Origin of the sequence: Streptomyces sp. NPDC018019, assembly GCF_044327805.1 — a bacterium.
GTDB lineage: Bacteria > Actinomycetota > Actinomycetes > Streptomycetales > Streptomycetaceae > Streptomyces.
In genome coordinates, this window is record NZ_JBIRGD010000005.1 from 136000 (window position 1) to 159320 (window position 23321).

Sequence of the window (23321 nt, forward strand, 5' to 3'; positions counted from 1 at the left end):
GCCCTCCGGGTACCTCGCCGGCCACCGCGGAAAACCGTGACGTCCGCCCTGGGCGCCGCACGTTTGAGCGGATCTGTCGCGGGCTAGTCTCGCAGCATGGTCTCCGCGCGTTCTGGTGCCCAGGTTCTCGTCGCGTCCAATCGCGGCCCGGTCTCGTACACGAAGGGGGAGGACGGCTCGCTCACCGCCAAACGGGGCGGCGGCGGGCTGGTCTCCGGTCTCTCCGCCATCGGCTCCGACGGGGCGGTGTGGGTGTGCGCCGCCCTCGGGGACGGCGACCGTGTGGCCGCCCGGCGCGCCGGCGGCCACCTGGACACCGCCGACACGGGCGGGCAGCACGTGCGCATGCTGGACATCCCCGCCGATGTCTTCACCGACGCCTACAACGGCATCGCGAACTCGGTGCTCTGGTTCGTCCACCACCTGCTCTACCAGACACCGCTGGAGCCGTCCTTCGACGAGGGTTTCCGCGCCCGGTGGGCGTCGTACGAGGCGTACAACGCGGCCTTCGCGGACGCGCTCGCCGACGAGGCCGCGCCCGGTGCCGTGGTGCTGGTGCAGGACTACCACCTCGCGCTGGTCCCCGGCCTGCTCCGCGCCCGCCGCCCCGACCTGCGCATCGGGCACTTCTCGCACACGCCGTGGGCGCCCGCCGACTACTTCCGGATGCTGCCGGACGACGTGGCCGAGGCGGTGCTGCTCGGGATGCTGGGCGGCGACCGGGCGGCGTTCCTGACGCGCCGCTGGGCCGAGGCGTTCGCGGAGTGCTGCGTGGCGGTGCTGGGCGCCGAGGTCACGCACGGGGACGACGGGCTGAGCGTCACCCACGCGGGCCGTACGACCCGGCTCGGCGTGCACGGGCTGGGCGCGGACGCGGAGTTCCTGCGGGAGCGGGCGCACCGGCCGGACGTGGACGAGCGGCTGGCCGCGCTGCGCGAGCAGATCGGCGGCGAGGACCGCAGGACGATCGTCCGGGTGGACCGTACGGAGCTGTCGAAGAACATCGTGCGCGGGCTGCGCGCGTACCGGGCGCTGCTGGCCGGTCGCCCCGAGTGGCGCGAGCGCGTCGTGCACGTGGCGTTCGCCTACCCCTCCCGGCAGGACCTGGAGGTCTACCGCGCGTACACGGACGAAGTCGGGCGGCTCGCCGAGGAGATCAACGCCGAGTTCGGCACACCGGGCTGGCAGCCGGTGGTGCTGCACGTGAAGGACGACTTCGCACGGTCGCTGGCCGCCTACCGGATCGCCGACGTGGCGCTGGTCAACCCGATCAGGGACGGTATGAACCTGGTCGCCAAGGAGATCCCGGTGGTCTCGGAGCGGGGCTGCGCGCTGGTGCTGTCCCGTGAGGCCGGGGCGTACGCGGAGCTGGGCGACGACGCGTTCTGCGTCAATCCGTACGACATCACCGGCACCGCCGACGCGCTGCACGAGGCGCTGTCCCTGGAGGACGGCGAGCGGGCCGAGCGCACGAAGCGGCTGGCCGCGGCGGCCACCGCGCTGCCGCCGGACCGGTGGTTCCTCCAGCAGCTGCGGGCGCTGGAGCAGTAGCGGAGCCGGGGCCCCGGGGAGGGCCCCGGCCGCGTGCGTCAGGCGGCCGTCTCCAGCCGGTCCGCGAGGGCGTTCAGCAGGGCGACGACGCCCGCCGGGCCGTCGACGACGAGGTCGGCCCGGCCGGCCAGCTCGGCGACCTCCGCGCTGCCGCTGCACACGAGCACCCCGGCCAGGCCGTCCGACCGGAGCTTGTCCACGGCGGAGTAGGCGGCGAGGTCGCCCAGGTCGTCGCCCGCGTAGAGGACGGTGGTGGCGCCGGTCTCGCGTACGTAGTCGGCCAGCGCGACGCCCTTGTCCATGCCGGGCGGGCGCAGTTCGAGGACGTACCGGCCCGGTTCGACGATCAGGCCGTGCCGTTCGGCGAGCGCGTACAGCGGCTCGCGCAGCAGCTCGAAGGCGGCCTGCGGGTCCTCGGCGCGGCGGGTGTGGACGGCGATGGCGCGGCCCTTGTCCTCCACCCACGAGGCGTGCCAGGCGCCCAGCCCGTCCAGGACGCCGGGCAGTTCGGCCTGGACGGCGGCGACGCCCGGGGGCGGCGCGGGGGCCTGGACCGTGCCGGTGGCCGCGTCCCAGCGCTCGGCGCCGTAGCCGCCCAGGATCACGAGCCGCTCCAGGCCCGGCGCGTCCGCGAAGCCGCCGAGGCGGACCGCGACGCCGGCCGGGCGTCCGGTGATGACCACCGGCGAGCACAGGCGCGGTGCCAGGCGGGCGAGCGCCGCCACGGCCCCGGGGTGGGCGCGGGCCTTCTCGGGGTCGGGCACGATGTCGGCGAGCGTGCCGTCGAAGTCCAGAGCGATCACGGCCCGGCCGGGGCTGTCCAGCAGCGCGGCGAGGCCGTCCCGGCCCGCTTCGGTGACCGGCGTCGGCAAGGTGTTCGGGGGGCTGCCCATGGCGACGACATTACCGGGCGGGCGCGGGCGCGTGCCGGGCGTACCGGCGCATCGGCTACAACGTGCCGTCGCCGCCGGACCGTACGGGCGGCTCCGCGCCGGACGGGGCGGGGCTCGGCGGCAGGCGGCGGGACGGGGCTCGGCAGCAGGCGGCGGGGCGGCGGCAGACGGCAGGGCTCAGCGGCGGCTGCGCCGGGCCTCGCGGACGCGGCGCAGCCGGTTGACCGTGACCGGGTCGTGGGCGAGCGCCCGCGGGTCGTCCAGCAGCGCGTTCAGCAGCTGGTAGTAGCGGGTCGGCGAGATGCCGAGCCGCTCGCGGATGACCCGCTCCTTGGCCCCCGGGCGCGGCCAGGAGCGGCGTTCGACACCGAGCACCGCCTCGTCCTGGGGGGACAGTGCTCCTATGCCACCGCCTCCGGTGCCGCCCTCGGTGCCGTCGCTCGTCATCACCCGTCCACGATAAGGCCGCGGTACGACAATCCCCGCCGCCGTCCCGGAACCCCCGGGGTGCGGGGCCCGCCCGGCGCCCCGCGCCCGCGCGCTCTCGCGCGCCGGCTCACTTGACGGTGTTGTCCGCCTCGTTCGCCGTGTTCTGGATGTCGCTGAGCACACCGGCCGGGTTGCCGTTGGCGCCCACCGCGGTGCCCATCTTCGCCTTGACGGTCTTGCTGACCAGCGGCCAGGAGGTCTTGTTCGCGGGGTAGAACTCGGCGGTGGCCAGCTGCCGCAGGAAGCTGTGCAGCTTGGCGTACTTGCTGTCGGCGAGCATCGCCTGGGAGCCGGAGGTGGTGACGGGCAGCAGGCCGTACTCCCCCGAGAAGTCCATGACGTTCTTCTCGTTGTAGACGAAGTCCAGGAACTTGCCGACCTCGTCGCGGTGGCCGTTCTGCTTGAACGCCGTCATCCAGTCGGCGACGCCCATGGTCGCCTTGGCCTTGCCGTCCACACCCGGCAGGTCGACGGTGCCGTAGTCGATGCCCTTGGCCTCGGCCTGCTTCATCAGGGTGGGGTGGCCGTTGAGCATGCCGACGTCACCGGCCGCGAAGGCGTTGAAGGCGTCCTGGCGGTTGAGCTTGGCCGGGTCCATACCGGTCAGGCCGGGGCCGACCAGGTCCTTCTTCAGCCATTCGAAGGTCTTGACGTTCTGCGGGGAGTCGATCGTGTACTTGCCGATGCTGTCCGTGTAGCTGCCGCCGCCACTGAGCATCCACATCAGCGTCTCGGCCTGCGTCTCCTCCGGGCCGAGCGGCAGCGCGTACGGCATCTTCACGCCCTTGGCCTTGAGCTTGGCCGCGTCCGCGGCCACCTCCGACCAGTTCTGCGGCGGGTCGGTGATGCCCGCCTCGGCGAAGAGCTTCTTGTTGTAGAACAGGCGGCGGGTGCTGGCGCCGAACGGCATGCCGTACTGGATGCGCTGGTACTCCCCCGCCTCGGCGAGGGCGGGCACGAAGTCGGCCTGCACGGGTATGGAGAGCAGCTGGTCGGCGCTGTAGAGCTTGCCCTCGGCCGCGTAGTCCGCGTACGCGCCGATCTGCGCCATGTCCGGCGCCTTACCGGACTTGACCAGGTCCTCGACCTTCTTGTCGACGTCCTTCCAGCTGTAGACCGAGACCTCGACCTTGATGCCCGGGTTCTTCTTCTCGAACTCCTTGGTGAGCTTGTCCCAGTAGTGCTGGGAGGAGTTCGCCTCGGTGTCGCCGTAGTCCGCCGCGATGAGCTTGAGCGTGACGTCTCCGCCGCCCGCGCCGCTGCCGCAGGCGGACAGGGAAAGCGTCATGGCCGTGGTGAGTCCCGCTGCCGCCAGGCTCAAGTACCGCCGCTGCACTGCCATTACCGCCTTTTGTCCCGAATGTTCCGTGCTTGCCGGGGAATGCCCCGTGGCTTCAGGGGTCCGCCCTCAACCGGCATGAACAACGAGTCTCCCCCGTGTACCCACACAAGGTCTACACCACCCCCCATATCGCTTGCGTATCGCCTGTCACACACGGAGATCACGCCGGTCCGACCGGCCCGCCCCGGACCGAACCACGCCATCCCCCGCGAGTGGACTAGACCTTTCACGCCGGATCGCGCGAGACTGTTCCCGTGAGACACGTCATCGCCCTTGATGTGGGCGGCACCGGAATGAAGGCCGCCCTGGCGGGGGCGGACGGCACGCTGCTGTACGAGGCCCGGCGTCCCACCGGGCGTGAACGCGGCCCGGAGGCGGTCGTCGCGGCGATCCTGGACTTCGCCGGGGAACTGCGCGAGACCGGACTGCGGCGGTTCGGCGCCCCGGCGGTGGCGGCCGGCGTCGCCGTACCGGGCATCGTCGACGACGCGCGCGGCCTCGCCGTCTTCGCCGCCAACCTCGGCTGGCGCGACGTACCGCTGCGCGCCCTGCTCTCCGAGCGCCTGGGCGGCGTCCCGGTCGCGCTCGGCCACGACGTCCGCACCGGTGGCCTGGCCGAGGGCCGGATCGGCGCCGGCCGGGACGCCGACCGCTTCCTGTTCGTCCCGCTCGGCACCGGCATCGCGGGCGCGATCGGCATCGAGGGCCGCATCGAGGCGGGCGCGCACGGCAGCGCGGGCGAGATCGGCCACATCGTCGTCCGGCCCGGCGGACCCGCCTGCGGCTGCGGGCAGCGCGGCTGCCTGGAGACGCTGGCCTCCGCCGCCGCCGTCGGCCGCGCCTGGGCCGCCGCCTGCCACGACCCGCAGGCCACCGCGGTGGACGCCGCCAAGGCCGTGGAGTCCGGCGACGAGCGGGCGCTGGCCGTGTGGCGGGACGCGGTGGCCGCGCTCGCCGACGGGCTGGTCACCTCGCTGACCCTGCTCGACCCGGACACCCTGATCATCGGCGGCGGACTCGCCGAGGCGGGCGACACGCTGTTCGAGCCGCTGCGGGAGGCGGTCCGTGAGCGGGTGACCTTCCAGCGGCTCCCCCTGATCGTTCCGGCGGCGCTCGGGGACGCCGCCGGCTGCCTGGGCGCAGGTCTGCTCGCCTGGGATCTTCTCTCCACGGAGGTAACTGCCTGATGCCGCTGCAACAGTCCGGGGACCGCGCCCCGAGCCCCCGGCGCACCGTCCTGACCGGAGCCCGGGTCGCCCTGCCGTCCGGCGTGGCCGACGCGGGCCGGGTGGCCTTCGAGGGCACCCGGATCACCGAGGCCGCGAGCGCCGCCGGAACGGCCGCCCCGGCCCCCGGGGACCAGGTCGTCGACCTGACCGGCCACCTCGTCGTCCCCGGCTTCGTGGACATCCACGTCCACGGCGGGGGCGGCGGCTCCTTCTCGTCCGCCGACCCCGACGAGTGCCTGACGGTGATCGACACCCACCGGCGGCGCGGCACCACCACCATGCTCGCCTCCACCGTCACCGGCGACCTGGACGACCTGTCCCGGCAGGCCGGTGTCCTGGCCGAGCTGACCGAGCAGGGCGAGCTGGCCGGCGTCCACTTCGAGGGCCCCTTCATCTCCCCGCACCGCTGCGGCGCCCACCAGCCCGGCCTGCTGCGCGACCCCGACCCGGCGGACGTGCGCAAGCTCGTCGACGCCGCGCGCGGCACCGCGAAGATGATGACCCTGGCGCCCGAGCTGCCCGGTGGCCTGGAGTCCGTACGCCTGCTCGCCGAGACCGGCGTGCTCGCCGCGATCGGCCACACCGACTCCTCGTACGACGCGACCCGCGAGGCCATCGACGCGGGCGCGACCGTCGCCACCCACCTGTTCAACGCGATGCCGCCGCTCGGGCACCGCGCGCCCGGCCCGGTCACCGCGCTCCTGGAGGACGAGCGGGTCACCGTCGAGCTGATCAACGACGGTACGCATCTGCACCCGGCCGTCCTGGAGCTGGCCTTCCGGGACGCGGGCGCGGACCGGGTCGCCTTCATCACCGACGCGATGGGCGCGGCCGGCATGAACGACGGCATGTATCCGCTCGGCCCGATGAAGGTCGAGGTCAAGGACGGTGTCGCCCGCATCAGCGAGGGCCCCACCGCCGGCTCCATCGCGGGCTCCACCCTCACCCTCGACCACGCCTTCAAGCGCGCCGTGACCGTCGACGGCCTGTCCGTCGCCCAGGCCGTACAGGCCCTGTCGGGCAACCCGGCCCGGCTGCTCGGCATCGACGGCCGCACCGGCTCGATCGAGCCGGGCAAGGACGCCGACCTGGTCGTCCTGGACGCCTCGTACGACCTGGTGGGCGTGGTGCGACGAGGGGAGTGGGTGGTGCGGCCGCGGGGGGTGTGACAGAGGGCGGACGTTACGGGGCGGCGGGTGTGGCGGGAGGGCCGGGCACGCGCGGGTGCGGCGGGTGAGCCGGGTGCGGCGAGCCGGGGACAGTGGGGCGGGCACGCGCGGGTGCGGTGCTTCGGCGGTACCCGCCCGTACGGCGGTACGGGCCCGACCATGGCCGGTTCGGCGCTGCCGGACCGGTCGCGGCGGTGCGGCGGTCGGCCCAAGGGGTGGGCCAACCGCCGCTCGCGATGGCATGATCGCTGCGCACTCGCGCACCCGCGCAGCAGTCCGTCCCGCAAGGGCCCACCGGTCGCCGGCCCGGTGTGCCGCCGTTCGTCCACGTATGTTCCGGGGAGGGGGAACCATGATCCTCACGGTCACGCTGAACGCAGCCCTCGACATCACCTACCGCGTGCCCCGGCTCCAGCCGCACACCACCCACCGCGTCACCGAGGTCGCCGAGCGCCCCGGCGGCAAGGGCCTCAACGTCGCCCGGGTGCTGACCGCGCTCGGCCACGAGGCGGTCGCCACCGGCTTCGCGGGCGGCGGCACCGGCGACGCGCTGCGCTCGCTGCTCGCCCAGGAGACGGCGGTGACCGACGCGCTGGTCCCGGTCGGCGGCGCGACCCGGCGCACCGTCGCCGTCGTGGACGAGTCCACCGGTGACACCACGCAGCTCAACGAGGCGGGCCCGACCGTGACGCCCGCCGAGTGGGACGCGTTCATGACCACCTACCGCGAACTGCTCGCCGACGCGCGGGCGGTGGCCCTGTGCGGCAGCCTCCCGCCGGGCGTCCCGGTCGACGTCTACGCGCGGCTGACCCGCGCCGCCCGTACGGCGGACGTGCCGGTCCTCCTGGACACCAGCGGCGAACCGCTGCGCCGCGGGCTGGCCGCCCGCCCCGACCTCGCCAAGCCCAACGCGGACGAACTCGCCGCCCTCACCGGCTCCACCGAACCGCTGCGCGCCGCCCGCGACGCCCGCCGCCGCGGCGCCCACACGGTGGCCGCCTCCCTGGGCGCCGACGGCATGCTCGTGGTCACCGCGGACGGCGCCTGGCAGGCCGCCCCGCCCCGCCGCATCGCCGGCAACCCGACCGGCGCCGGCGACTCCGCCGTGGCCGGCCTGCTCTCCGGCCTGGTCGAAGACCTCTCCTGGCCGGCCCGCCTGGCCCGCGCGGTGGCCCTGTCGGCAGCGACGGTCCGGGCCCCGGCGGCCGGCGAGTTCGACCGGGGGACGTACGAGGAACTGCTGCCGCAGATCACGGTGAAGGAGCATCCGGTGGCGGCGTGACGGCGCACGGCGCCGGTCCGGTACGGGGCACAGGTGACAGGTGGGGTGCAGGTGCCTCGGGGGTGACGGGCGAGGTGCCCGCGCGACGGCGGGGTGACCGTGCGGCGGGCAAGCCGGCCGCGTGACGGGCGGCGGACCGTCAGCGCTTCACATGCCCCGCCTTGAGCCAGACGCGGTCGAGGTTGACCTCGCACTGGTCGCCCTGCTCGCAGGAGATCTTGATCGTGTTGGTGCCCTTGTTGAGCTTGATCCAGCGCCAGGTGTTGGTCCAGCCCTTGTCCCAGGCACCTTCCGAGGCACGCGCGAAGTTCGACATGTTGATCTTGTCGGGCGTGCCCCCGTTGACCGCGAGCGTCGTCTTGGCGTCCTTGCCCGGCACGCCGTAGTCGATGAGCAGCGTGTAGTCACCGGTCTGGGGGACGTCGACCGACCAGGTCGCGGAGGCGCCGACCTTGTTCAGCGACACATACGCGCCGTTGGTCGACTTCGCGCCCGGCACCGACTTGTCCGTGGTCGCCTCCGGGCTGAGCGACAGCGACGCCGCGGCCTCCTTCGGCAGCGGGCCCTGGGACGGCTTGTCCGACGGCTTCTCGCTGGGCTCGACGGACTGGCCGGCCGTCGGCGTCGGGTCGCCGCCGCCCGCTTCGTCCTTCTTGTCGCCGGTGTTGGTGAGCATCGCCACGCCGATGCCGATGCAGACCACCGCGACGACCGCGACCGCGCCGATCAGCAGGCCCTTGTGGCTGCGCTTGGGCGGGCCGTCCTGGCCGTGCCCCGGGGGCGGGCCCTGGCGGGGGCCGCTGCCGCCCGGGAGTGTCTCGGGGGCGGCGTAGTGGGCGTTCTGCTGCCCGTAGGGCTGCTGGGCGGGGACCTGCTGCTGGCCGTACTGGCGCTGCCCGTACTGCCGCTCGCCGACCGCGCGCACCTGGTTGTACGAGGCCCGCGGTACGCCCGGCCGACGCGCCGCCGAACCGCCCGCCGCGTCCTGTGCGCCGCCCTCGCCGCCTTCGGAGCGGTAGAGGTGGGCGAACGGGTCGTCGTCCTCGGGCGTGCCCGCGCCGTTGTTGCCGGCCGTCATTCCGTGTCACTCCCCAGCGGTCTGTACGAGATGGCTTACTGAGTCCTCAGGCCCCCGGCGGCGCCCCGCCGCATCGGCGCAGCCTACCCCGTACGAGGGATGCCACGCCGAGCCGGAACGGCCACCGGACCGCTACCGCCGGCCCACGGCCCGGCGCGTCGCACGTCACGGCCCGGGCGTGCGTCCCGGGCGCGCCCCAGAGCGCGATCCGGCGTACGGCGCGGCGTGCGATCCGGCGGGCGGACCGGCGCGCGGCACAGCTCGTACCCCGGCGCGCGGTACGGCGTGCCCGCCCGCGCGTCTCAGCCCGCCCGCCGCCCCGCCTTCGAACGGGACCGCTTCTCGACGTACATCCGCTGGTCGGCGGATTGCAGGACCTCCTCGGCGGACATCCCGCAGGCGGCCCAGCCGATGCCGAAGCTGGCGCCGACCCGTACCGCCCGGCCGTCCACCCGGATCGGCGGGATGATGCCGTTGCGCAGCCGCACCGCGAGGTCCTGTGCGTCGGCCTTGCCCAGGCCGTCCGCGAGGACCACGAACTCGTCGCCGCCGAGCCGGGCGACCGTGTCGCCGTCCCGGACGCCGTTGGTCAGCCGCCGGGCCACCTCGATGAGCACCGCGTCACCGGTGTGGTGCCCGAAGCGGTCGTTGATCGACTTGAAGCCGTCCAGGTCGCAGAAGAGGACCGCGAGCCCCTTGGCCCCGTCGTCCTCCGGCCCGTCCGACGGTGCGATGACGTGCACATGATGATCGTACGGGCCGGGCGGCACCCGGTCCGGGCCGTCGATGACGTCGTACCCGTCGAACACCTCGGGGGCGTCGGAGCCGAAGCCGTGCGCCTCCTGGAAGGCGGCGACCGAGGCGGCGGACGCGGCCGAGGCGTACGCGTCGGCGTCCGAGCCGGGCGGGCGCGAACACAGCCGGGCGCCGAGCCGGGTGCGCAGCTCGGCGGCGTTGGGCAGGCCGGTCAGCGAATCGTGGCTGGCGCGGTGCGCGAGCTGGAGCTCATGGCGCTTGCGCTCCTCGATGTCCTCGACATGGGTCAGCAGGAAGCGCGGCCCGTCGGCGGTGTCCGCGACGACGGAGTTGCGCAGCGAGACCCACACGTACGTGCCGTCGCGGCGGGCGAGGCGCAGCTCGGCGCGCCCGCCCTCGGCGGAGGTGCGCAGCAGCGTGCCGATGTCCTCCGGGTGGACCAGGTCGGCGAACGAGTAGCGGCGCATGGCGGAGGCCGGGCGGCCCAGCAGCCGGCACAGCGCGTCGTTCGTCCGGTGGAGCCGGCCGTGCTGGTCGCCGCCCATCTCGGCGATGGCCATGCCGCTGGGCGCGTACTCGAACGCCTGCCGGAAGCTTTCCTCACTGGCACGCAGGGCCTGCTGCTCGCGCTCCAGGCGCACCAGCGCGCGCTGCATGTTGGCCCGCAGCCGGGCGTTGCTGATCGCGATGGCGGACTGGAACGCGTACATCTGGAGCGCTTCCTGCCCCCACGCGCCGGGCCGGCGGCCGTTGCGCGGCTTGTCGACGGAGAGCACACCGAGCAGTTCACCGCCGCCGTTCGCGGCCGTGTACATGGGCGCGAAGAGGCGGTCCATCGGATGCCACTCGTCGGGGAAGCGCGGCTCGGGCCCGGCGGCGTGCCACTGCGGCACATCGTCGTCGTCCAGCACCCAGCCCTCGGTGTGCGGGATGAAGCACAGGCCGCCCCAGCGTTCGGCCATGTTCAGCCGGCGGTCCCACGAGGCGCGGGAGCCGACCCGGCCCGCCATGAGGGCCTCGGCACCGGCACTGCCGGCGACCGCGGCCACCACGAGGTCACCGTCCGGCCGGACGAGGTTGACCGCGGCCAGCTCGTAACCGAGCCCCGTGATCACGCCGTCGGCGACGGTCTGCAGGGTGTCTGCAAGGCTGCGTGCGGTGTTCAGCTCGGCGACCACTTGGTGCAGCTGCCGCAGGGTCGCAAGACGGACGTATGGCTCCGACTCGGTCTCCATCGCTCGCTCTCCCCGAGACCTCGACAGCAACTCCAGGATTCTGTGTCGTCCGATTGCCACGGCCACTGAATCACAGTGAGCTGTTCACTCGGTACACAGGGTCAACAATTACCGCCTGCTGTGACTCAAGTCACAGAGCGTGGCGACCACTTGATGATCTTCGAAACGGGGCCGCTGGAGGCACTTCTACAATTCCTGAACGCAAATACGGACGCAAGGGCGGGCTCCGTCGCCGGTCCTAGGGCGCGCCTGGTCCCGCGGCCCGATGCGGACGTTCCGCGGCCCCCGTTAGCGTTCATGGCGTGTTCACGAAAACCTCCGCCGCCACGCCCGGCGACCGCTCCGCCGCGCCCGCCACACCACTCTCCGCGCCCGGCGGAACGGCGATCCCCCATCCTGGAGGGGTGAGTGACGACGAGTTCCGCGCCGCCCTGTCCCGGCTCGCCGCCGGGGTCGTACTGATCACCGCGCACGATCCGGAGGACGGTCCGCGCGGCGAGGACGTGGGAATGACCGCCACGGCCTTCATGTCCGTCTCGCTCGAACCGCCCTTGGTGATGGTGAGCGTTCGCAACGACTCACGCATGGACGACCTTCTGGAACGCCAGCCCCTATGGGCGGTTTCGGTGCTGTCGGAAGGGCAGCGGCACATTGCGGGCCGGTTCGCCATGAAGAACCGCATCAGCGACCGACTGCTCTTCCAGGACATTCCCACGGAACAGGGCGAAGCCACCGGAGCGCCCCTGATCGGCGGAGCCCTGGCGCGCCTCGAATGCCGTACGGAACAACGGGTCGTCGCCGGCGATCACACCCTGGTCATCGGCCGGGTGCTGACGGCGGGCATTCCCGGCGAGGACCGGGGGCCGCTGATGTACTTCCGGGGGAAGTACCGGCATTTGGGGTGAGAGGGCGCCGGGGGCGGGGGCGCGGGAGTGCAGGCGCATGAGGGCGCCGGGGTGCGGGGGCGCGGGGAGGGCCAGGCGCGCCGGCGGAGAGGGGATTCGCGTACGTGCGAGCCGGGGACGCGCGGGGTGCGGCAGGGTGCGACCGGTCGCGGACCCGTCGCTCACGACCAGTCGCGGCCGGAGCGCCCGCGCTTGATGTCGCCGCGCTGCTTCTTCTCCCGTAGCCGGCGCTCGTTGATGCCGCGCGGTATCCGGCTCTTGCGCCGCGGCTTGGGCGGCGGCGCGGTGACCTCGGCGAGCAGCGCGGCGAGCCGTACGGCGGCGGTCTCGCGGTTGCGCCACTGCGAACGGTGCTCGGAGGCCCGTACGGACACCACCCCGCCCTGCAGCAGCCGGCCGCGCTCGGCCAGCCGCTGGAGCGCCCGTTCCTTCCACACCTCGGGCAGCGCCTCCGAGCCGGCCACGTCGAAACGCAACTCGACCTGGCTGTCCGACGTGTTGACGTGCTGTCCGCCGGGCCCCGAGGAGCGCGAGAAACGCCACACCAGCTCGACCTCCGGAAGAGCGACCGAACCGCGGATGACATAGGGCCCTGACATGCCCCCATGATCCCGCTTCCGCCCGCTCACGTCACCTTGTTTTGCCGTACCGCCACAGCCGCCCCTCCTTGTTTTGCCGCCCCGCCACAGCCGCCTCCCCTTCACCTGCCGTACCGTCTCGCCACCCGGCATCAGGAATTGGCAAAGAAAGTAAAGGGAGCTGGAACCCGACGGTCCCCTCATCGCGTTGTGCAGGGTGACGGTAGCTTCGTCCGCAGTACGGAGCCCGACGATTCGACGAGGAAAGGGACATCCCCATGGCTGTAAGCCTGTCCAAGGGCGGCAACGTCTCGCTCACCAAGGAGGCACCGGGCCTGACCGCCGTCACGGTCGGCCTCGGCTGGGACGTCCGCACCACCACCGGCACGGACTTCGACCTCGACGCGAGCGCCATCGCGGTCAACACGAGCGGCAAGGTCTACTCGGACCAGCACTTCGTCTTCTTCAACAACAAGGTCACGCCGGACCGGTCCATCGAGCACACGGGTGACAACGTCACCGGTGAGGGCGAGGGCGACGACGAGCAGATCAAGGTCGACCTGGCCGCCCTCCCGGCCGACATCGACAAGATCGTCTTCCCGGTCTCGATCTACGACGCCGAGAGCCGCAGCCAGAACTTCGGCCAGGTGCGCAACGCCTTCATCCGCATCGTCAACCAGGCCGGCGGCGCCGAGATCGCCCGCTACGACCTGAGCGAGGACGCGGCGACCGAGACCGCCATGGTCTTCGGCGAGCTGTACCGCAACGGCGCCGAGTGGAAGTTCCGCGCCGTCGGCCAGGGCTACGCCTCGGGCCTGGCCGGCATCGCGAAGGACTTCGGCGTCAACGTCTGATCCTCCGTACGGCATCCCGGACGCAGGCCGCCCCTGACCGGCGGCCTGCCCCGGGTCGGCCACACACCGCGCCCCGCCGGAACTTCGGTCCCGGCGGGGCGCGGTGTTCTGCGTGGAGGGCGGCCGGAGGTGTACTCAGAGGCCCCTCGCAGAGGGGGCTGTCCCCCTGTCGGATCCGGCGGCTGTCCGTAGCGCGCGGCCAGGTGCGCGCGAGCCATGATCCTTCCCAAGTCGCCGCACGCAAGCCGAGGGACGGACAGCATGGCCAGACACCCGAACCGCATCAGCCGCCAGGGACTCCTGACGACGGCGATGATCACGGCGGGAGCGGTCCTCGCTCCCGTCACAGCCCAGGCGGTGGTGGCGGCGTCGACGACTCCCGTGGCCCAGGTGGCTGCGAGGGCGACTCCGGCGGCGCAGGTGGCGGCTCCGGCGGCCAAGGAGGCTGCGACGGCGGCCCCGGCGGCGAAGGAGGCTGCGATGGCGACTCCGGCGGTGAAGGCGCCAGCGGCAGCGGCAGCGGCGGCAGCAGCAGCGCCAGTGGCCACGGCAGCCGCAGCAGCCACGGGAGGCGCAACAGCCCCGACCACCCCAGCGGCCCACAGGAACCAGAATCCGGTCCGCGCCCTGGAGCAGGCGGCCCACCCGCTGCGTTCGACCGAGCCCGGACGGAAGACGGCCGACCTGCGCGCCCTCTCCGCGATGATCGGCGACGCCAAGGTGGTCGGCCTCGGCGAGGCCACCCACGGCTCCCACGAGTTCTTCACCATGAAGCAGCGCCTGTTCCGCCACCTCGTCGAGGAGAAAGGCTTCACCACCTTCGCCCTGGAGCTGAGCTGGTCCGCGGGCCTGGAGATCGACGCGTACCTCCAGACCGGCAAGGGCGACGCCCGCCGGGTCGCCAAGCACGCGCTGGCCAACTCTCCCTGGGACCGCGAAGAGTTCGTCAGCCTCATCACCTGGATGCGCGACTACAACCGTCGCCACCCCCACCACACCGTCCACTTCATGGGCGACGACATCGGCGCTCCCTCGATCGACGACGCGTTCTTCGACCGGGTGACCGGCTACGTCCAGCGCACCCACCCCGAGGCATTGCCGCAGCTCAACGAGCTGTACGCCGGCCTGCGCCCGATCGATGACGTCTTCGCCTATCTGCGCAAGCCGATGGCGGAACGGCAACGGCTCGCCGCCAAGGCGCAGCAGGCTCTGGAGCTGATCACCAGCCGGAAGGGCGCCGGCGGAGACGCGTACGAAGCGTACGCATGGGCCGAGCAGAACGCCCGGTACATCGCGCAGACCACCGAGTTCCTCACCATGGACGTCGAGGACCCGGCCTCGCTCACCGCCGCCCAGCGCTTCCGTGACCAGGTGATGGCCCAGAACATCACCTGGTGGCAGCGGCGCACCGGCCACAAGATCCTGCTCTCCGCGCAGAACGACCACGTCGGCTACGTGGCCGGCGACCCGCAGCTGTACCCCAAGACGCAGGGGTCGTTTCTGCGCGACACGATGGGCAAGGGCTACCTGCCCATCGGCTTCACCTTCTACCGGGGCTCCTTCCTGTCGAAGGACGACCCCCTCTCCGGCGGCTGGAAAAAATTCACTGTGGGCGCGCCGAAGCCCGCCATGAATGAGCACACCCTCGACCAGGTCCGCTACCGGAACTTCTACCTCGACGTCCGCCAAGCCCCGCAGGCCGCACGCACCTGGCTGAACGTCACCCGCCCCACGCGCAACATCGGCACCCAATACCCTCACCCGGACGCCCACGTAGCGATCGCCCGCTCCTTCGACGTCTTGATCCATCTCCACGAGGTCAGCGCGGCCATCAAGACAAAACCGTGACGCCGTAGGGCCGCTTACCGGTCCGGGACCGGTCCGGGACCGGGTCCGGGCCGGGACCGGTCCCGTCGCGAGCCGCATTGCGCTCCACGTGGGGGCGGGGCCAGGTCAGGACGCCAGGGCAGGCCAGGACGGGGCCGGGTCCAGATCGGATGGGGATCGGATCCGGATGGAGACCGTGCGGACGAGACACCGGCTGCGCGCGCTCTGAGGCCCCTCCCCCAGCCTTCCCCGGCCCCCTCTCAGCCTCCCTCAGCCATCCCCTCAAAGCAGCCTCAAGCAGCCACGCCTGGCATCCCCCGCTCCTGTCCTCTTCCGGCTCGGGCATGGCCAGCACCGCAAGCTCGTCGAGCGACAGCCCGAGCGCCCCGACCAGCGCGGCAACGGTGAAGAAGGCCGGTGTCGGCGCCCAGCCCGTCTCGATCTTGCGCAGTGCCTCCGCGGGCCGCCCGCAGTTCGCCCCCATCCCCTTCCCGGCCGTCCTCTCCACCTCGGACAACGACGCGCGTGCACGGCATACCGGGCCCGTACAGGCTGCACGACGGCGACCTGGTCAGCATCGACTGCGGCGCGATCATCAACGGCTGGGCGGGAGACGCCGCCCTCAGCTTCACGGTCGGCACCCCGAGCCCGGCGGACCGGAAGCTGATGGACACCACCCGCGTCCCCCGTTTCCGGGCCGGGCGGCAGGTGAGATCACGCCCAGCCGCGAGCCGGAGCCCGGCCACGCACCTTGGCCCCCACTCGCCGGGGGCACATGGCCCCAAGCCTGACTCCTCACTGGCCCGGGGCCACACAGCTCCGGGCCCGCCTCCTCACTCGCCCCGGGCCCTCACAACTCGTCCAGGTCCACCGCCTCGGCCATCGCGCGGTAACCGGCGTCGCTCGGGTGGAGGTGGTCGCCGACGTCGTAGAGCGGGGCCAGGCGGTCGTGGTCGGCCGGGTCGGACAGGGCCCGGTCCAGGTCGATGACGGCGTCGTACTCACCGGAGGTGCGTATCCAGTCGTTGAGCGCGTCGCGCTTGGCCTCGCCGCGCTCGGAGTAGTACGCGGCGCCCTTGAACGGCGTGACCGTCGCACCGATCACCTTCACCCCGGCCGCGTGCGCCTGCCGGATGAACGACCGGTGTTCCGCGATGAGTTGGGCGACCGACACGTCAGGGGCCGGGCCGTCGGGCCAGTCCGGCGACTCGCTGGCACCGATGTCGTTGATCCCCTCCAGCACGATCACCGTGCCCACATTCGGCTCGCAGAGCACGTCGTGCCGGAAACGGGCCACGCCCTTCTCCCCGGCCCACATCGAGTCCGCGGTGACCCGGTTGCCGCCGATGCCGTGGTTGAGCACGCTGCGTGGGCGCCCGGTGGCCGCGAAACGCTCCGCCAGCGCGTCCGGGTAGCGTCGGTGCGCGTCGGGGGTGGAGCCGTAGCCATCGGTGATGGAGTCACCGAAGGCCACCACCGCCTTCCGGCGCGCGTCGTCCTTGCCGCCGGCGACCTCGACGCCCGACAGGTAGTACCAGGACTGGTTCCGCTCCGTGAACGCCTCCGCCCCGGTGTCCGACCGGTGGTCGCCCTTCGCACGGTAGGTCGTGGCGAGGGCCGACTGGTGGAAGGTGGCGGGGCCGGTCGGCCCGGCCACGTACAGCGTCACGGTCAGCGACTCCAGCGCCCGGACCTTCATCGGCAGCCCGTCACTGCGCACCTCGCCGCCCGCCGGCACGGTCACCGACCGGTGCCGGCCGAAGAACAGGTCCCGTACGGAACCGTGCTGCACCGCTGCTCCCTTGCCCGCACGGGCGATGGTCGCACCGGTCACCGTCAGCGGCGTACGGCCGTAACGGTTGGATACCTCGATACGGGCCTCGGCCCCGCCCGTGCTGACCCGGACGACCTGCCGGACCGTATGGTTGGTGAAGCCCTGCGTCGACCAGTTGGGCACCAGCGCGTGCGGCGCCTGGGGTGAGGCCGCCCAGCCACCTCGCCACCGCTGCCCGTGGCCGTGTTTTCCGGCACATTCGCCGACGCGATCACTGCCCGGGGCACTGCTCGGTGCACTGCCCGGAACGCTGGTCCGGGCACCGGCCTGGGCACCGGCCTGCTCAGCACTGTCGGCTCTGGCCTGCCCAGCAGCGTGAGCACTGGCCTGGCCAGCACCGTGGGCACTGGCCTGCTCAGTGCCCTGGACGCTCCCGGCCCGTGCGCCGTTGCTTTTCCCCGCCCCCACTTCTCCCGTCGCAGACGCCGACGCGGCCACGGCAGCCGCATCCCGCTCCGTACCGAGCGCCGGCAGCACGGCCAGCACCGCGGTAGCGAGCAGTGCGACACCCGAGCGTCTGCCCTTGGTACCTGTCATGATCCATCCCCGCCCTCTGACTCATGCGATTCCTTGCTCCGGCTCGCTCCGGCTCGCTCCGGCTCGGCCACAGCCACACCCTCGGACGGCTGCGCCGGCCTTTGGCGGCACGGCCGAACGTACGAACGTGACACCATCGAGGATGTGATCGACCTCGGCTACTCCCTTTCCCGCCGTTTTCCGGACCCGCCGCAGACGGACTACCGCACCGCGGACGTACGGGCCCTTCGCCACGACCTCTTCTGCGGCGACATCTACCTGGCCGACACCAAGGCGGACCGTGAGGTCTCGACCGCCTGGGGCTGGGTGCCGGTGCTGGACTTCGCCTGGGCCCTGTGCGACATCGTGGAACGGATCGACCGCGATCCGCTCGGCAACCGCGCCGCACAGCCGCAGTACGCGGAACTGGATTTCACCGAGTCGGCGGACCGGATGTACTTCGAGCGCCGCTTCGGCTGGGTGGATGTCGACGCCGACTGGATGCCGGCCGAAGAGGCCCCGCTCACGTTCCAGCACTCCGCGCTGCGCCGCGAGGCCCGCGACTTCCTGCACGATCTGATCGCCGACCTCACCGACCTGCACGACGGGCTCGCCGACAACCCGGCCGTATGGGACCTCCAGGCCCGCTTCCCCCGCGTCTGACCGTTCCCCCGCCGACCGTTCCTCCGCTTCGTACCGTTAGCCCGCGTCGTACCGTTAGCCCGCGTCGCACCGTTCGCTCGTGTCTGACCGATTCCCCGCGCCTGACCATTCGCCCGGCCGCATCGTCCCCGCGCGCACGCCCCGGCATCCCGCCCGCCGCCCGTACCTCGACCAGCGCCCCTACGTCGGCACGCGCCCCCGCCCCGACACATCTCCTCGCCGCGACTCGCGTCCCGACCTCGATCCGCACGCCCACCTCGACTCGCGTTCCCACCTCAGTCCGCCCCCGTCCCGGCTCGCGCCCCGGCGCGGTTCGCAGTCCCGTCCCCGCCCCGCTCTTCCCCGGCTCCCCTCACTCACTCCACCCGCACCCCGATCTCCGCGGCGAACGCGGGTGCCAGGTCCATCAGCTGGGCCGGGCTGATCACCGCACCCGCCAGCCGGTCGATGCCCCGCGCGATGTCCAGGCGCGCGACCCCGCGCAGGTCGACATCCCGCATCCGTACGCCGCTGAAGTCCACCCGGGACAGCGTGCAGTCGTCGAAGCTGACCCGCTCCAGCTCCGCACCGGCGAAGTCCGCCTCCACCAGCACGCATCCCTCGAACGCCACGTCCTTCAGCTTCGCCTTGCGCAGATTGAGGAAGTCGATCTTCCCGCCGCGCACCACGACCCGTTCCAGCACCGCCGCGTGCATCTGAACGCCACCGAGCCGCGCGTCCAGGACCTCGACATCCCGTAGCGAAGCCTGCGACAGGTCCGTCCCGACACCGCGCACCCCGTCCAGCACGCTGTCGATGAACCGCGCTCGGCTCAGAGCCACCTCGTCCAGCGCGCACCGCCGCACCGCGCAGTCCATGAACCGGGCCCCGCGCCCCACCTGCCCCGCCAGGTCGGTGTCCGCGAACTCCAGCCCGTCGTAATCCCCCTCGGTCTCCAACTCCGCGTCGGCGTACGGGCTCAGCTCCGGCAGCCGCACCGTGGGCCGCCGTACCTCCCGCACTGTGCGCCCCGCGCCCGCCGCCGGCCTCTCCCCCGCGGAACGCCCCTTCCGATCCCCTACGGAACGCCCCTCCCGAGCCGCCTGTCCCGGCCGCCCCGCCCCGCCGTCACGCTCCCGCACGCCTGCCCACCACCTTCCACATTTCCGTGCCGCTCCCGCCGCACATCGCTGACTGAACCCATCGTGGACCACCCCACTGACAATCGCCCCGAACCGGCCTCTGACCAGCGGAAACACGAGTACTCCCGGGTGCATGTCACAACCGCCGCCGCCCCACCCGTCCACTCCGCGAAGACATCCACACGCCCGGGCCCCCGGACGCCCGACCACGTATCCGCCCCGCACCTCACCCCAAGGAGCACCCGCCATGCGACCCCACATCACCGTCATCGGAGGCGGCTCCGCGGGCCTGACCGCGGCCATCTCCTCCGCCGAGGGCGGCGCCTCGGTCACTCTCTACGAGGCGCACCGTTCACTCGGCGGCCGGGCCCGCACCGCCGACGGCCCGTACCGTACGAACGAGGGCCCGCACGCCCTGTACAACGGCGGCCCGCACTGGACCTGGCTCAAGCAGCGCGGCCTCCTCAAGCCGCTCGCACCGCTACCGCCCCTGCAAGCCTCTCGCGTCCGCTTCCACCGCGGCGGCGTGCTGCGCCGCTTCCCTCCGGCCGGCCTGCTGAAGCTGCGCGGCCACAAGAACGCGCCGGTCGACCGGGACTTCCTCAGCTGGGCCGCCTCCCAAGCGGGCGAGGCGACGGCACGCGCCGCCGCCCACTACGTCGGCGTCGCGACCTTCCACCACGACCCCGGCCAGCTCTCCGCCGCCTTCGTCCAGGAGCGGTTGCGCCGCACCACAACGCTCCCGCCCGAGGCGCACTACATCCGAGGCGGCTGGGGTGAACTGATCGCCCGTATGGCGGACCACGCGCGGCAGTTGGGCGTACACATCGAGACCGGCGCCCGCGTCGACGCGTTGCCCGAGGATGGCCCCGTGATCGTCGCGACGCACCTCGAATCCGCCCGCGCCCTGCTCAAGGACGAGCGCCTGACCTGGGACAGTGCCCGTACGGCGCTGCTCGACATCGCCCTGCGGTCCCGGCGCGGCGACCTGCTCGCGATCTCCGGCCTCGACTTCCCCGGCTGGATCGAACGCTTCACCACTCAGGACCGCTCCCTCGCCCCGCACGGCGAGCAACTCCTCCAGTGCCAGGTCGGCATCGGCCCGGACGAGAACCGCGCCGACGGCATCGCCCGCGCCGAGCACCTGCTGGACTCCGGTTTCCCGCAGTGGCGCGAGCGCCTGACCTGGCGCAGTGAAGCCCTCTCCCTCGGCCGTACGGGTGCGGTGGACCTGCCCGGCACGACCTGGCGCGACCGGCCCGCCGTCGAACGCGGGGACGGCGTCTACCTGGCGGGCGACCAGGTGGCCGCCCCTGGCGTACTGAGTGAGGTCTCGTTCAGCAGCGCTCTGGAGGCGAGCACGCTGGCGCTCCGTTCCGCCAACCGCAACGGCAGCGCAAGGACCAAGGGCACCGTCAATCCCACCAGCACCACCAAGACCAACGACACCGGCAAGACCAACGACGCCAGCAAGACCAACGACGCCAGCAGGCCCAGCCCCGCAGGCCCCGCCTCTCGCCTCCAGGCATCGTGAGCCGACCGCCGTACTACGGAAGCCCTTGCGGATTCGGACACGTCCTGCACGTGCCCGATCGCCCTGGATCGCGCACCGACGCGCCCTGCGCAAAACCCGACAGCAACCGACCTTGACCTCAACCAGAGTTGAGGAACGAGAGTGAGGGCCAGGCAGCACGACCTACCACCTTCACCAGGAGCAACACCATGCACGCGATCCGCCTGCACGCCTTCGGCCCCGCCGAAAACCTCGTCTACGAGCGGGTCGAGACCCCGCTGCCGGGCCCTGGCCAGGTCCGGATCGCCGTTGCGGCAGCCGGCGTCCACCTGCTCGACACGGCGCTGCGCCAGGGCCTCGCGGGCGGCCCGGCCCCGCTTCCCGAGTTGCCGACCATCCCCGGCCGGGAGGTCGCGGGCACGGTCGACGCCCTCGGCGAGGGCACCGACCCCGCGTGGCTGGGCCGCCGGGTCGTCGCCCACCTGGGTATGAACCCGGGCGGCTACGCCGAGCAGGCCGTCGTCGACGCCGAGAAGCTCCATGACATACCCGGCAATCTGGACGAGGCCCAGGCCGTCGCCATGATCGGCACCGGCCGCACCACCATGGGCATCCTCCTCTTCGCCGACCTCACCGCCGACGACATCGCCATCGTCCCGGCCGCGGCCGGCGGCATCGGCTCGCTGCTCGTCCAGTACGCGAAGAACGTCGGCGCCACCGTCATCGGCCTCGCGGGCGGCCCGGCCAAGGTCGAACGCGTACGGAAGCTGGGCGCCGACCTCGCCGTGGACTACAAGGACGCCGACTGGCCCTCCGAAGTGCGCGCCTTCCTGGACGAGCGCGAAGCCACGGGCGCCACCGTCGTCTTCGACTCCGTGGGCGGCGACCCGGGCCGCGCCGCGGTGAACCTGCTCGCCCGGGGCGGGCGGCACCTCGTCTTCGGATGGTCCTCGGGCGGCCCGCTCACCGGTGGCCCGCTGACCTTCGCCGAGGGTGAGCTGGCCGAGCGCGGCATCACCTCCGAGTCCGTACTCGGCCCCGCCATGCTGGCCAAGGCAGGTGGCGACAATCCGATGCGCACCCTGGAGACCGCGTCGCTCGCCGAGGCGGCGGCGGGCCGTCTCGTACCGGACGTACAGCGCTTCCCGCTCGCGGACGCGGCGGCGGCACACCGCGCGCTGGAGAGCCGCGGGACGATGGGCAAGGTCGTACTGATCCCGTAACCCGCCCACAACGCCCCCCCGGTACGAGCCGCACCATCACACCGTACGGCGGCCCCACGACGCCGTACGTCGCCCCACCCGCCCCTCCCCCCACATCTCACCTCACCACCCTCAACACCCCCCGATCACTCCCGTTCAACCACCGCCCGCCCGTCTCCGTACACGTCACGATGTCCCCGATCCGTACGCCGAACCGCCCTGGAAGGTAGATCCCCGGCTCGATCGAGAAACACATTCCGGGAACCAGCGGCAGTTGCTCACCTTCCACCAGGTACGGCGGTTCGTGGGTGACGGCACCGATCCCCCGGCCCGTACGGTGGGTGAAGTACTTCCCGTAGCCTGCCGCCTTGATGACCCTCCGGGCCGCCCTGTCGATCTCCTGGCAGGCCGCGCCCGGCCGTACCGCCTCGAAGGCCGCCTGCTGCGCCTCCCGTACGACCTCATGCACCTTGCGTTCCTCGGCGGACGGCGGCGATCCCACGCGTACGGCCCGGCCGGTGTTCGAACCGTAACCGTTCTTCAGCCCGGCGAAATCGAGCACGATCATGTCCCCGTCCGCAATCACCCGGTCGCCCGCCTCATGTAGCGGATCAGCACCGTTGGGGCCCGAGCCGACGACCACGAAAGCGACCGCCTCGTGCCCGTTTGCGGCGAGCAACCGCGCTATATCAGACGCGACTTCTCGTTCCCTCCGCCCGGCGAAGCGCAGGCCCAGGACTGCCTCGTACGTGGCGTCCGAGGCCGCCGCGGCAGCCGCCAGCCGCTCCACCTCGTAGGCGTCCTTGACCGCGCGCAGCATCGGCAGCGCCTCCGTCACCGCGAGGTACGCAGACTCTGGCACGGCGCGCTGCAAGGCCAGCAGGTCGCGCGCCCACGTCATGTCCGAAATCGCGTAGCGCTCGCCCGCGGTCAGCCAGTTCGCCAGTAGGCCGTACGGGTCAGCGCCCAGCGACCAGGTGGTCAGGTCCAGCGCGTCCGCACCGGAAGCCCGTTCCGCGACGGCCCCCTCGTCCGCCGGCACCAGCAGCTGCGGCCGCCGCTCGGGGGTGATGACCAGCGCGGTCACCAGCCCTCTGAAGTGCGCGGGGGTGTATCCGCACAGCCACACCATCAAGGGCCCCGGCGTCACGATCAGCCCTGCCAGCCCCGCTTCCTCCGCGGCCCGGACCGCCCGGGTCATCCGCCGTTCGTGATCCACACGCCCCAGTGAAGTCACCATGCCGGCGAACCTACGCCGTTACGCGTACGCCTCACCCGATCGAA

19 protein-coding genes and 2 pseudogenes are annotated in these 23321 nt (G+C 72.5%); 11 read left to right on the top strand and 10 right to left on the bottom strand.

Going from position 1 to position 23321, the window contains the following annotated elements; translation table 11 throughout:
• Positions 1-96 precede the first annotated feature (96 nt).
• A complete protein-coding gene (locus ACH4FX_RS10660; RefSeq protein ID WP_398477268.1) occupies positions 97-1551 on the top strand; it encodes a trehalose-6-phosphate synthase in 1455 nt (484 codons plus the stop codon).
• A 38-nt stretch (positions 1552-1589) separates the two neighbouring features.
• Here the strand turns inward: ACH4FX_RS10660 and otsB are convergent, their stop codons facing one another.
• From otsB to ACH4FX_RS10675, 3 genes are all read right to left on the bottom strand, one after another.
• Positions 1590-2444, bottom strand: a complete 855-nt coding sequence (gene otsB, locus ACH4FX_RS10665) for a trehalose-phosphatase (protein ID WP_398477270.1) — start codon at positions 2442-2444, stop codon at positions 1590-1592.
• Between the two features lie 177 nt (positions 2445-2621).
• Positions 2622-2891, bottom strand: a complete 270-nt coding sequence (locus ACH4FX_RS10670) for a DUF3263 domain-containing protein (protein ID WP_398477700.1) — start codon at positions 2889-2891, stop codon at positions 2622-2624.
• A 109-nt stretch (positions 2892-3000) separates the two neighbouring features.
• Positions 3001-4269, bottom strand: a complete 1269-nt coding sequence (locus ACH4FX_RS10675; protein ID WP_398477702.1) for an extracellular solute-binding protein — start codon at positions 4267-4269, stop codon at positions 3001-3003.
• 260 nt (positions 4270-4529) lie between these two features.
• On the opposite strand from ACH4FX_RS10675, the gene ACH4FX_RS10680 reads away from it, so the two are divergent.
• From ACH4FX_RS10680 to ACH4FX_RS10690, 3 genes are all read left to right on the top strand, one after another.
• Complete coding sequence (locus ACH4FX_RS10680; protein ID WP_398477272.1) at positions 4530-5462, top strand: ROK family protein; 933 nt, start codon at positions 4530-4532, stop codon at positions 5460-5462.
• Positions 5462-6673 (top strand): N-acetylglucosamine-6-phosphate deacetylase, encoded by a 1212-nt coding sequence (gene nagA, locus ACH4FX_RS10685; protein WP_398477274.1) that lies wholly within the window; start codon positions 5462-5464, stop codon positions 6671-6673. Before ACH4FX_RS10680 ends, nagA begins: the two co-directional genes overlap by 1 nt.
• 352 nt (positions 6674-7025) lie before the next feature.
• Positions 7026-7955 carry a 1-phosphofructokinase family hexose kinase gene (locus tag ACH4FX_RS10690; protein ID WP_398477276.1) on the top strand — a complete coding sequence of 310 codons (930 nt, stop codon included), beginning with the start codon at positions 7026-7028 and terminating at the stop codon, positions 7953-7955.
• 139 nt (positions 7956-8094) lie between these two features.
• On the opposite strand, the gene ACH4FX_RS10695 is transcribed toward ACH4FX_RS10690, so the two are convergent.
• Together ACH4FX_RS10695 and cdgB are read right to left on the bottom strand one after the other, a co-directional pair.
• Positions 8095-9033, bottom strand: coding sequence for a CBM35 domain-containing protein (locus tag ACH4FX_RS10695; RefSeq protein WP_398477278.1), 939 nt, complete (start codon positions 9031-9033; stop codon positions 8095-8097).
• 302 nt (positions 9034-9335) lie between these two features.
• Entirely contained in the window at positions 9336-11024 is a 1689-nt protein-coding gene (cdgB, locus tag ACH4FX_RS10700) for a diguanylate cyclase CdgB (protein ID WP_398477280.1), read from the bottom strand.
• A gap of 302 nt (positions 11025-11326) precedes the next feature.
• Between cdgB and ACH4FX_RS10705 the strand changes: the two genes are divergently transcribed.
• Positions 11327-11929, top strand: a complete 603-nt coding sequence (locus ACH4FX_RS10705; protein ID WP_398477282.1) for a flavin reductase family protein — start codon at positions 11327-11329, stop codon at positions 11927-11929.
• 161 nt (positions 11930-12090) lie between these two features.
• Here the strand turns inward: ACH4FX_RS10705 and arfB are convergent, their stop codons facing one another.
• Complete coding sequence (gene arfB, locus ACH4FX_RS10710) at positions 12091-12528, bottom strand: alternative ribosome rescue aminoacyl-tRNA hydrolase ArfB (protein ID WP_398477283.1); 438 nt, start codon at positions 12526-12528, stop codon at positions 12091-12093.
• Positions 12529-12785: 257 nt separating this feature from the next.
• Here arfB and ACH4FX_RS10715 point away from each other — a divergent pair, with 257 nt between their 5' ends.
• Together ACH4FX_RS10715 and ACH4FX_RS10720 are read left to right on the top strand one after the other, a co-directional pair.
• The gene (locus ACH4FX_RS10715) at positions 12786-13361 is read left to right on the top strand and encodes a TerD family protein (protein WP_398477285.1); all 576 of its coding nucleotides are present in this window, start codon (positions 12786-12788) and stop codon (positions 13359-13361) included.
• A 261-nt stretch (positions 13362-13622) separates the two neighbouring features.
• Complete coding sequence (locus ACH4FX_RS10720) at positions 13623-15209, top strand: erythromycin esterase family protein (protein ID WP_398477287.1); 1587 nt, start codon at positions 13623-13625, stop codon at positions 15207-15209.
• A gap of 313 nt (positions 15210-15522) precedes the next feature.
• On the opposite strand, the pseudogene ACH4FX_RS10725 reads toward ACH4FX_RS10720, so the two are convergent.
• Positions 15523-15705: pseudogene (locus ACH4FX_RS10725) on the bottom strand (XRE family transcriptional regulator); the annotation flags it as partial.
• Between ACH4FX_RS10725 and ACH4FX_RS10730 the strand changes: the two are divergent.
• Positions 15632-15863 (top strand): annotated as a pseudogene (locus ACH4FX_RS10730) (M24 family metallopeptidase); the annotation flags it as partial. The pseudogenes ACH4FX_RS10725 and ACH4FX_RS10730 sit on opposite strands and share 74 nt — an antisense overlap.
• 175 nt (positions 15864-16038) lie before the next feature.
• On the opposite strand, the gene ACH4FX_RS10735 reads toward ACH4FX_RS10730, so the two are convergent.
• Positions 16039-17145: an SGNH/GDSL hydrolase family protein gene (locus ACH4FX_RS10735; protein WP_398477289.1), complete on the bottom strand. Its 1107-nt coding sequence runs from the start codon at positions 17143-17145 to the stop codon at positions 16039-16041.
• A gap of 558 nt (positions 17146-17703) precedes the next feature.
• On the opposite strand from ACH4FX_RS10735, the gene ACH4FX_RS10740 reads away from it, so the two are divergent.
• A complete protein-coding gene (locus ACH4FX_RS10740) occupies positions 17704-18201 on the top strand; it encodes a hypothetical protein (RefSeq protein ID WP_398477291.1) in 498 nt (165 codons plus the stop codon).
• 356 nt (positions 18202-18557) lie between these two features.
• Here ACH4FX_RS10740 and ACH4FX_RS10745 read toward each other — a convergent pair whose 3' ends face one another.
• Entirely contained in the window at positions 18558-19202 is a 645-nt protein-coding gene (locus ACH4FX_RS10745) for a pentapeptide repeat-containing protein (RefSeq protein ID WP_398477293.1), read from the bottom strand.
• A gap of 367 nt (positions 19203-19569) precedes the next feature.
• Between ACH4FX_RS10745 and ACH4FX_RS10750 the strand changes: the two genes are divergently transcribed.
• Together ACH4FX_RS10750 and ACH4FX_RS10755 are read left to right on the top strand one after the other, a co-directional pair.
• Positions 19570-20856, top strand: a complete 1287-nt coding sequence (locus ACH4FX_RS10750) for an FAD-dependent oxidoreductase (RefSeq protein ID WP_398477295.1) — start codon at positions 19570-19572, stop codon at positions 20854-20856.
• A 188-nt stretch (positions 20857-21044) separates the two neighbouring features.
• Positions 21045-22058, top strand: coding sequence for a zinc-binding dehydrogenase (locus ACH4FX_RS10755; protein ID WP_398477296.1), 1014 nt, complete (start codon positions 21045-21047; stop codon positions 22056-22058).
• Positions 22059-22155: 97 nt separating this feature from the next.
• On the opposite strand, the gene ACH4FX_RS10760 is transcribed toward ACH4FX_RS10755, so the two are convergent.
• A complete protein-coding gene (locus ACH4FX_RS10760; protein WP_398477298.1) occupies positions 22156-23277 on the bottom strand; it encodes an aminopeptidase P family protein in 1122 nt (373 codons plus the stop codon).
• Positions 23278-23321 lie beyond the last annotated feature (44 nt).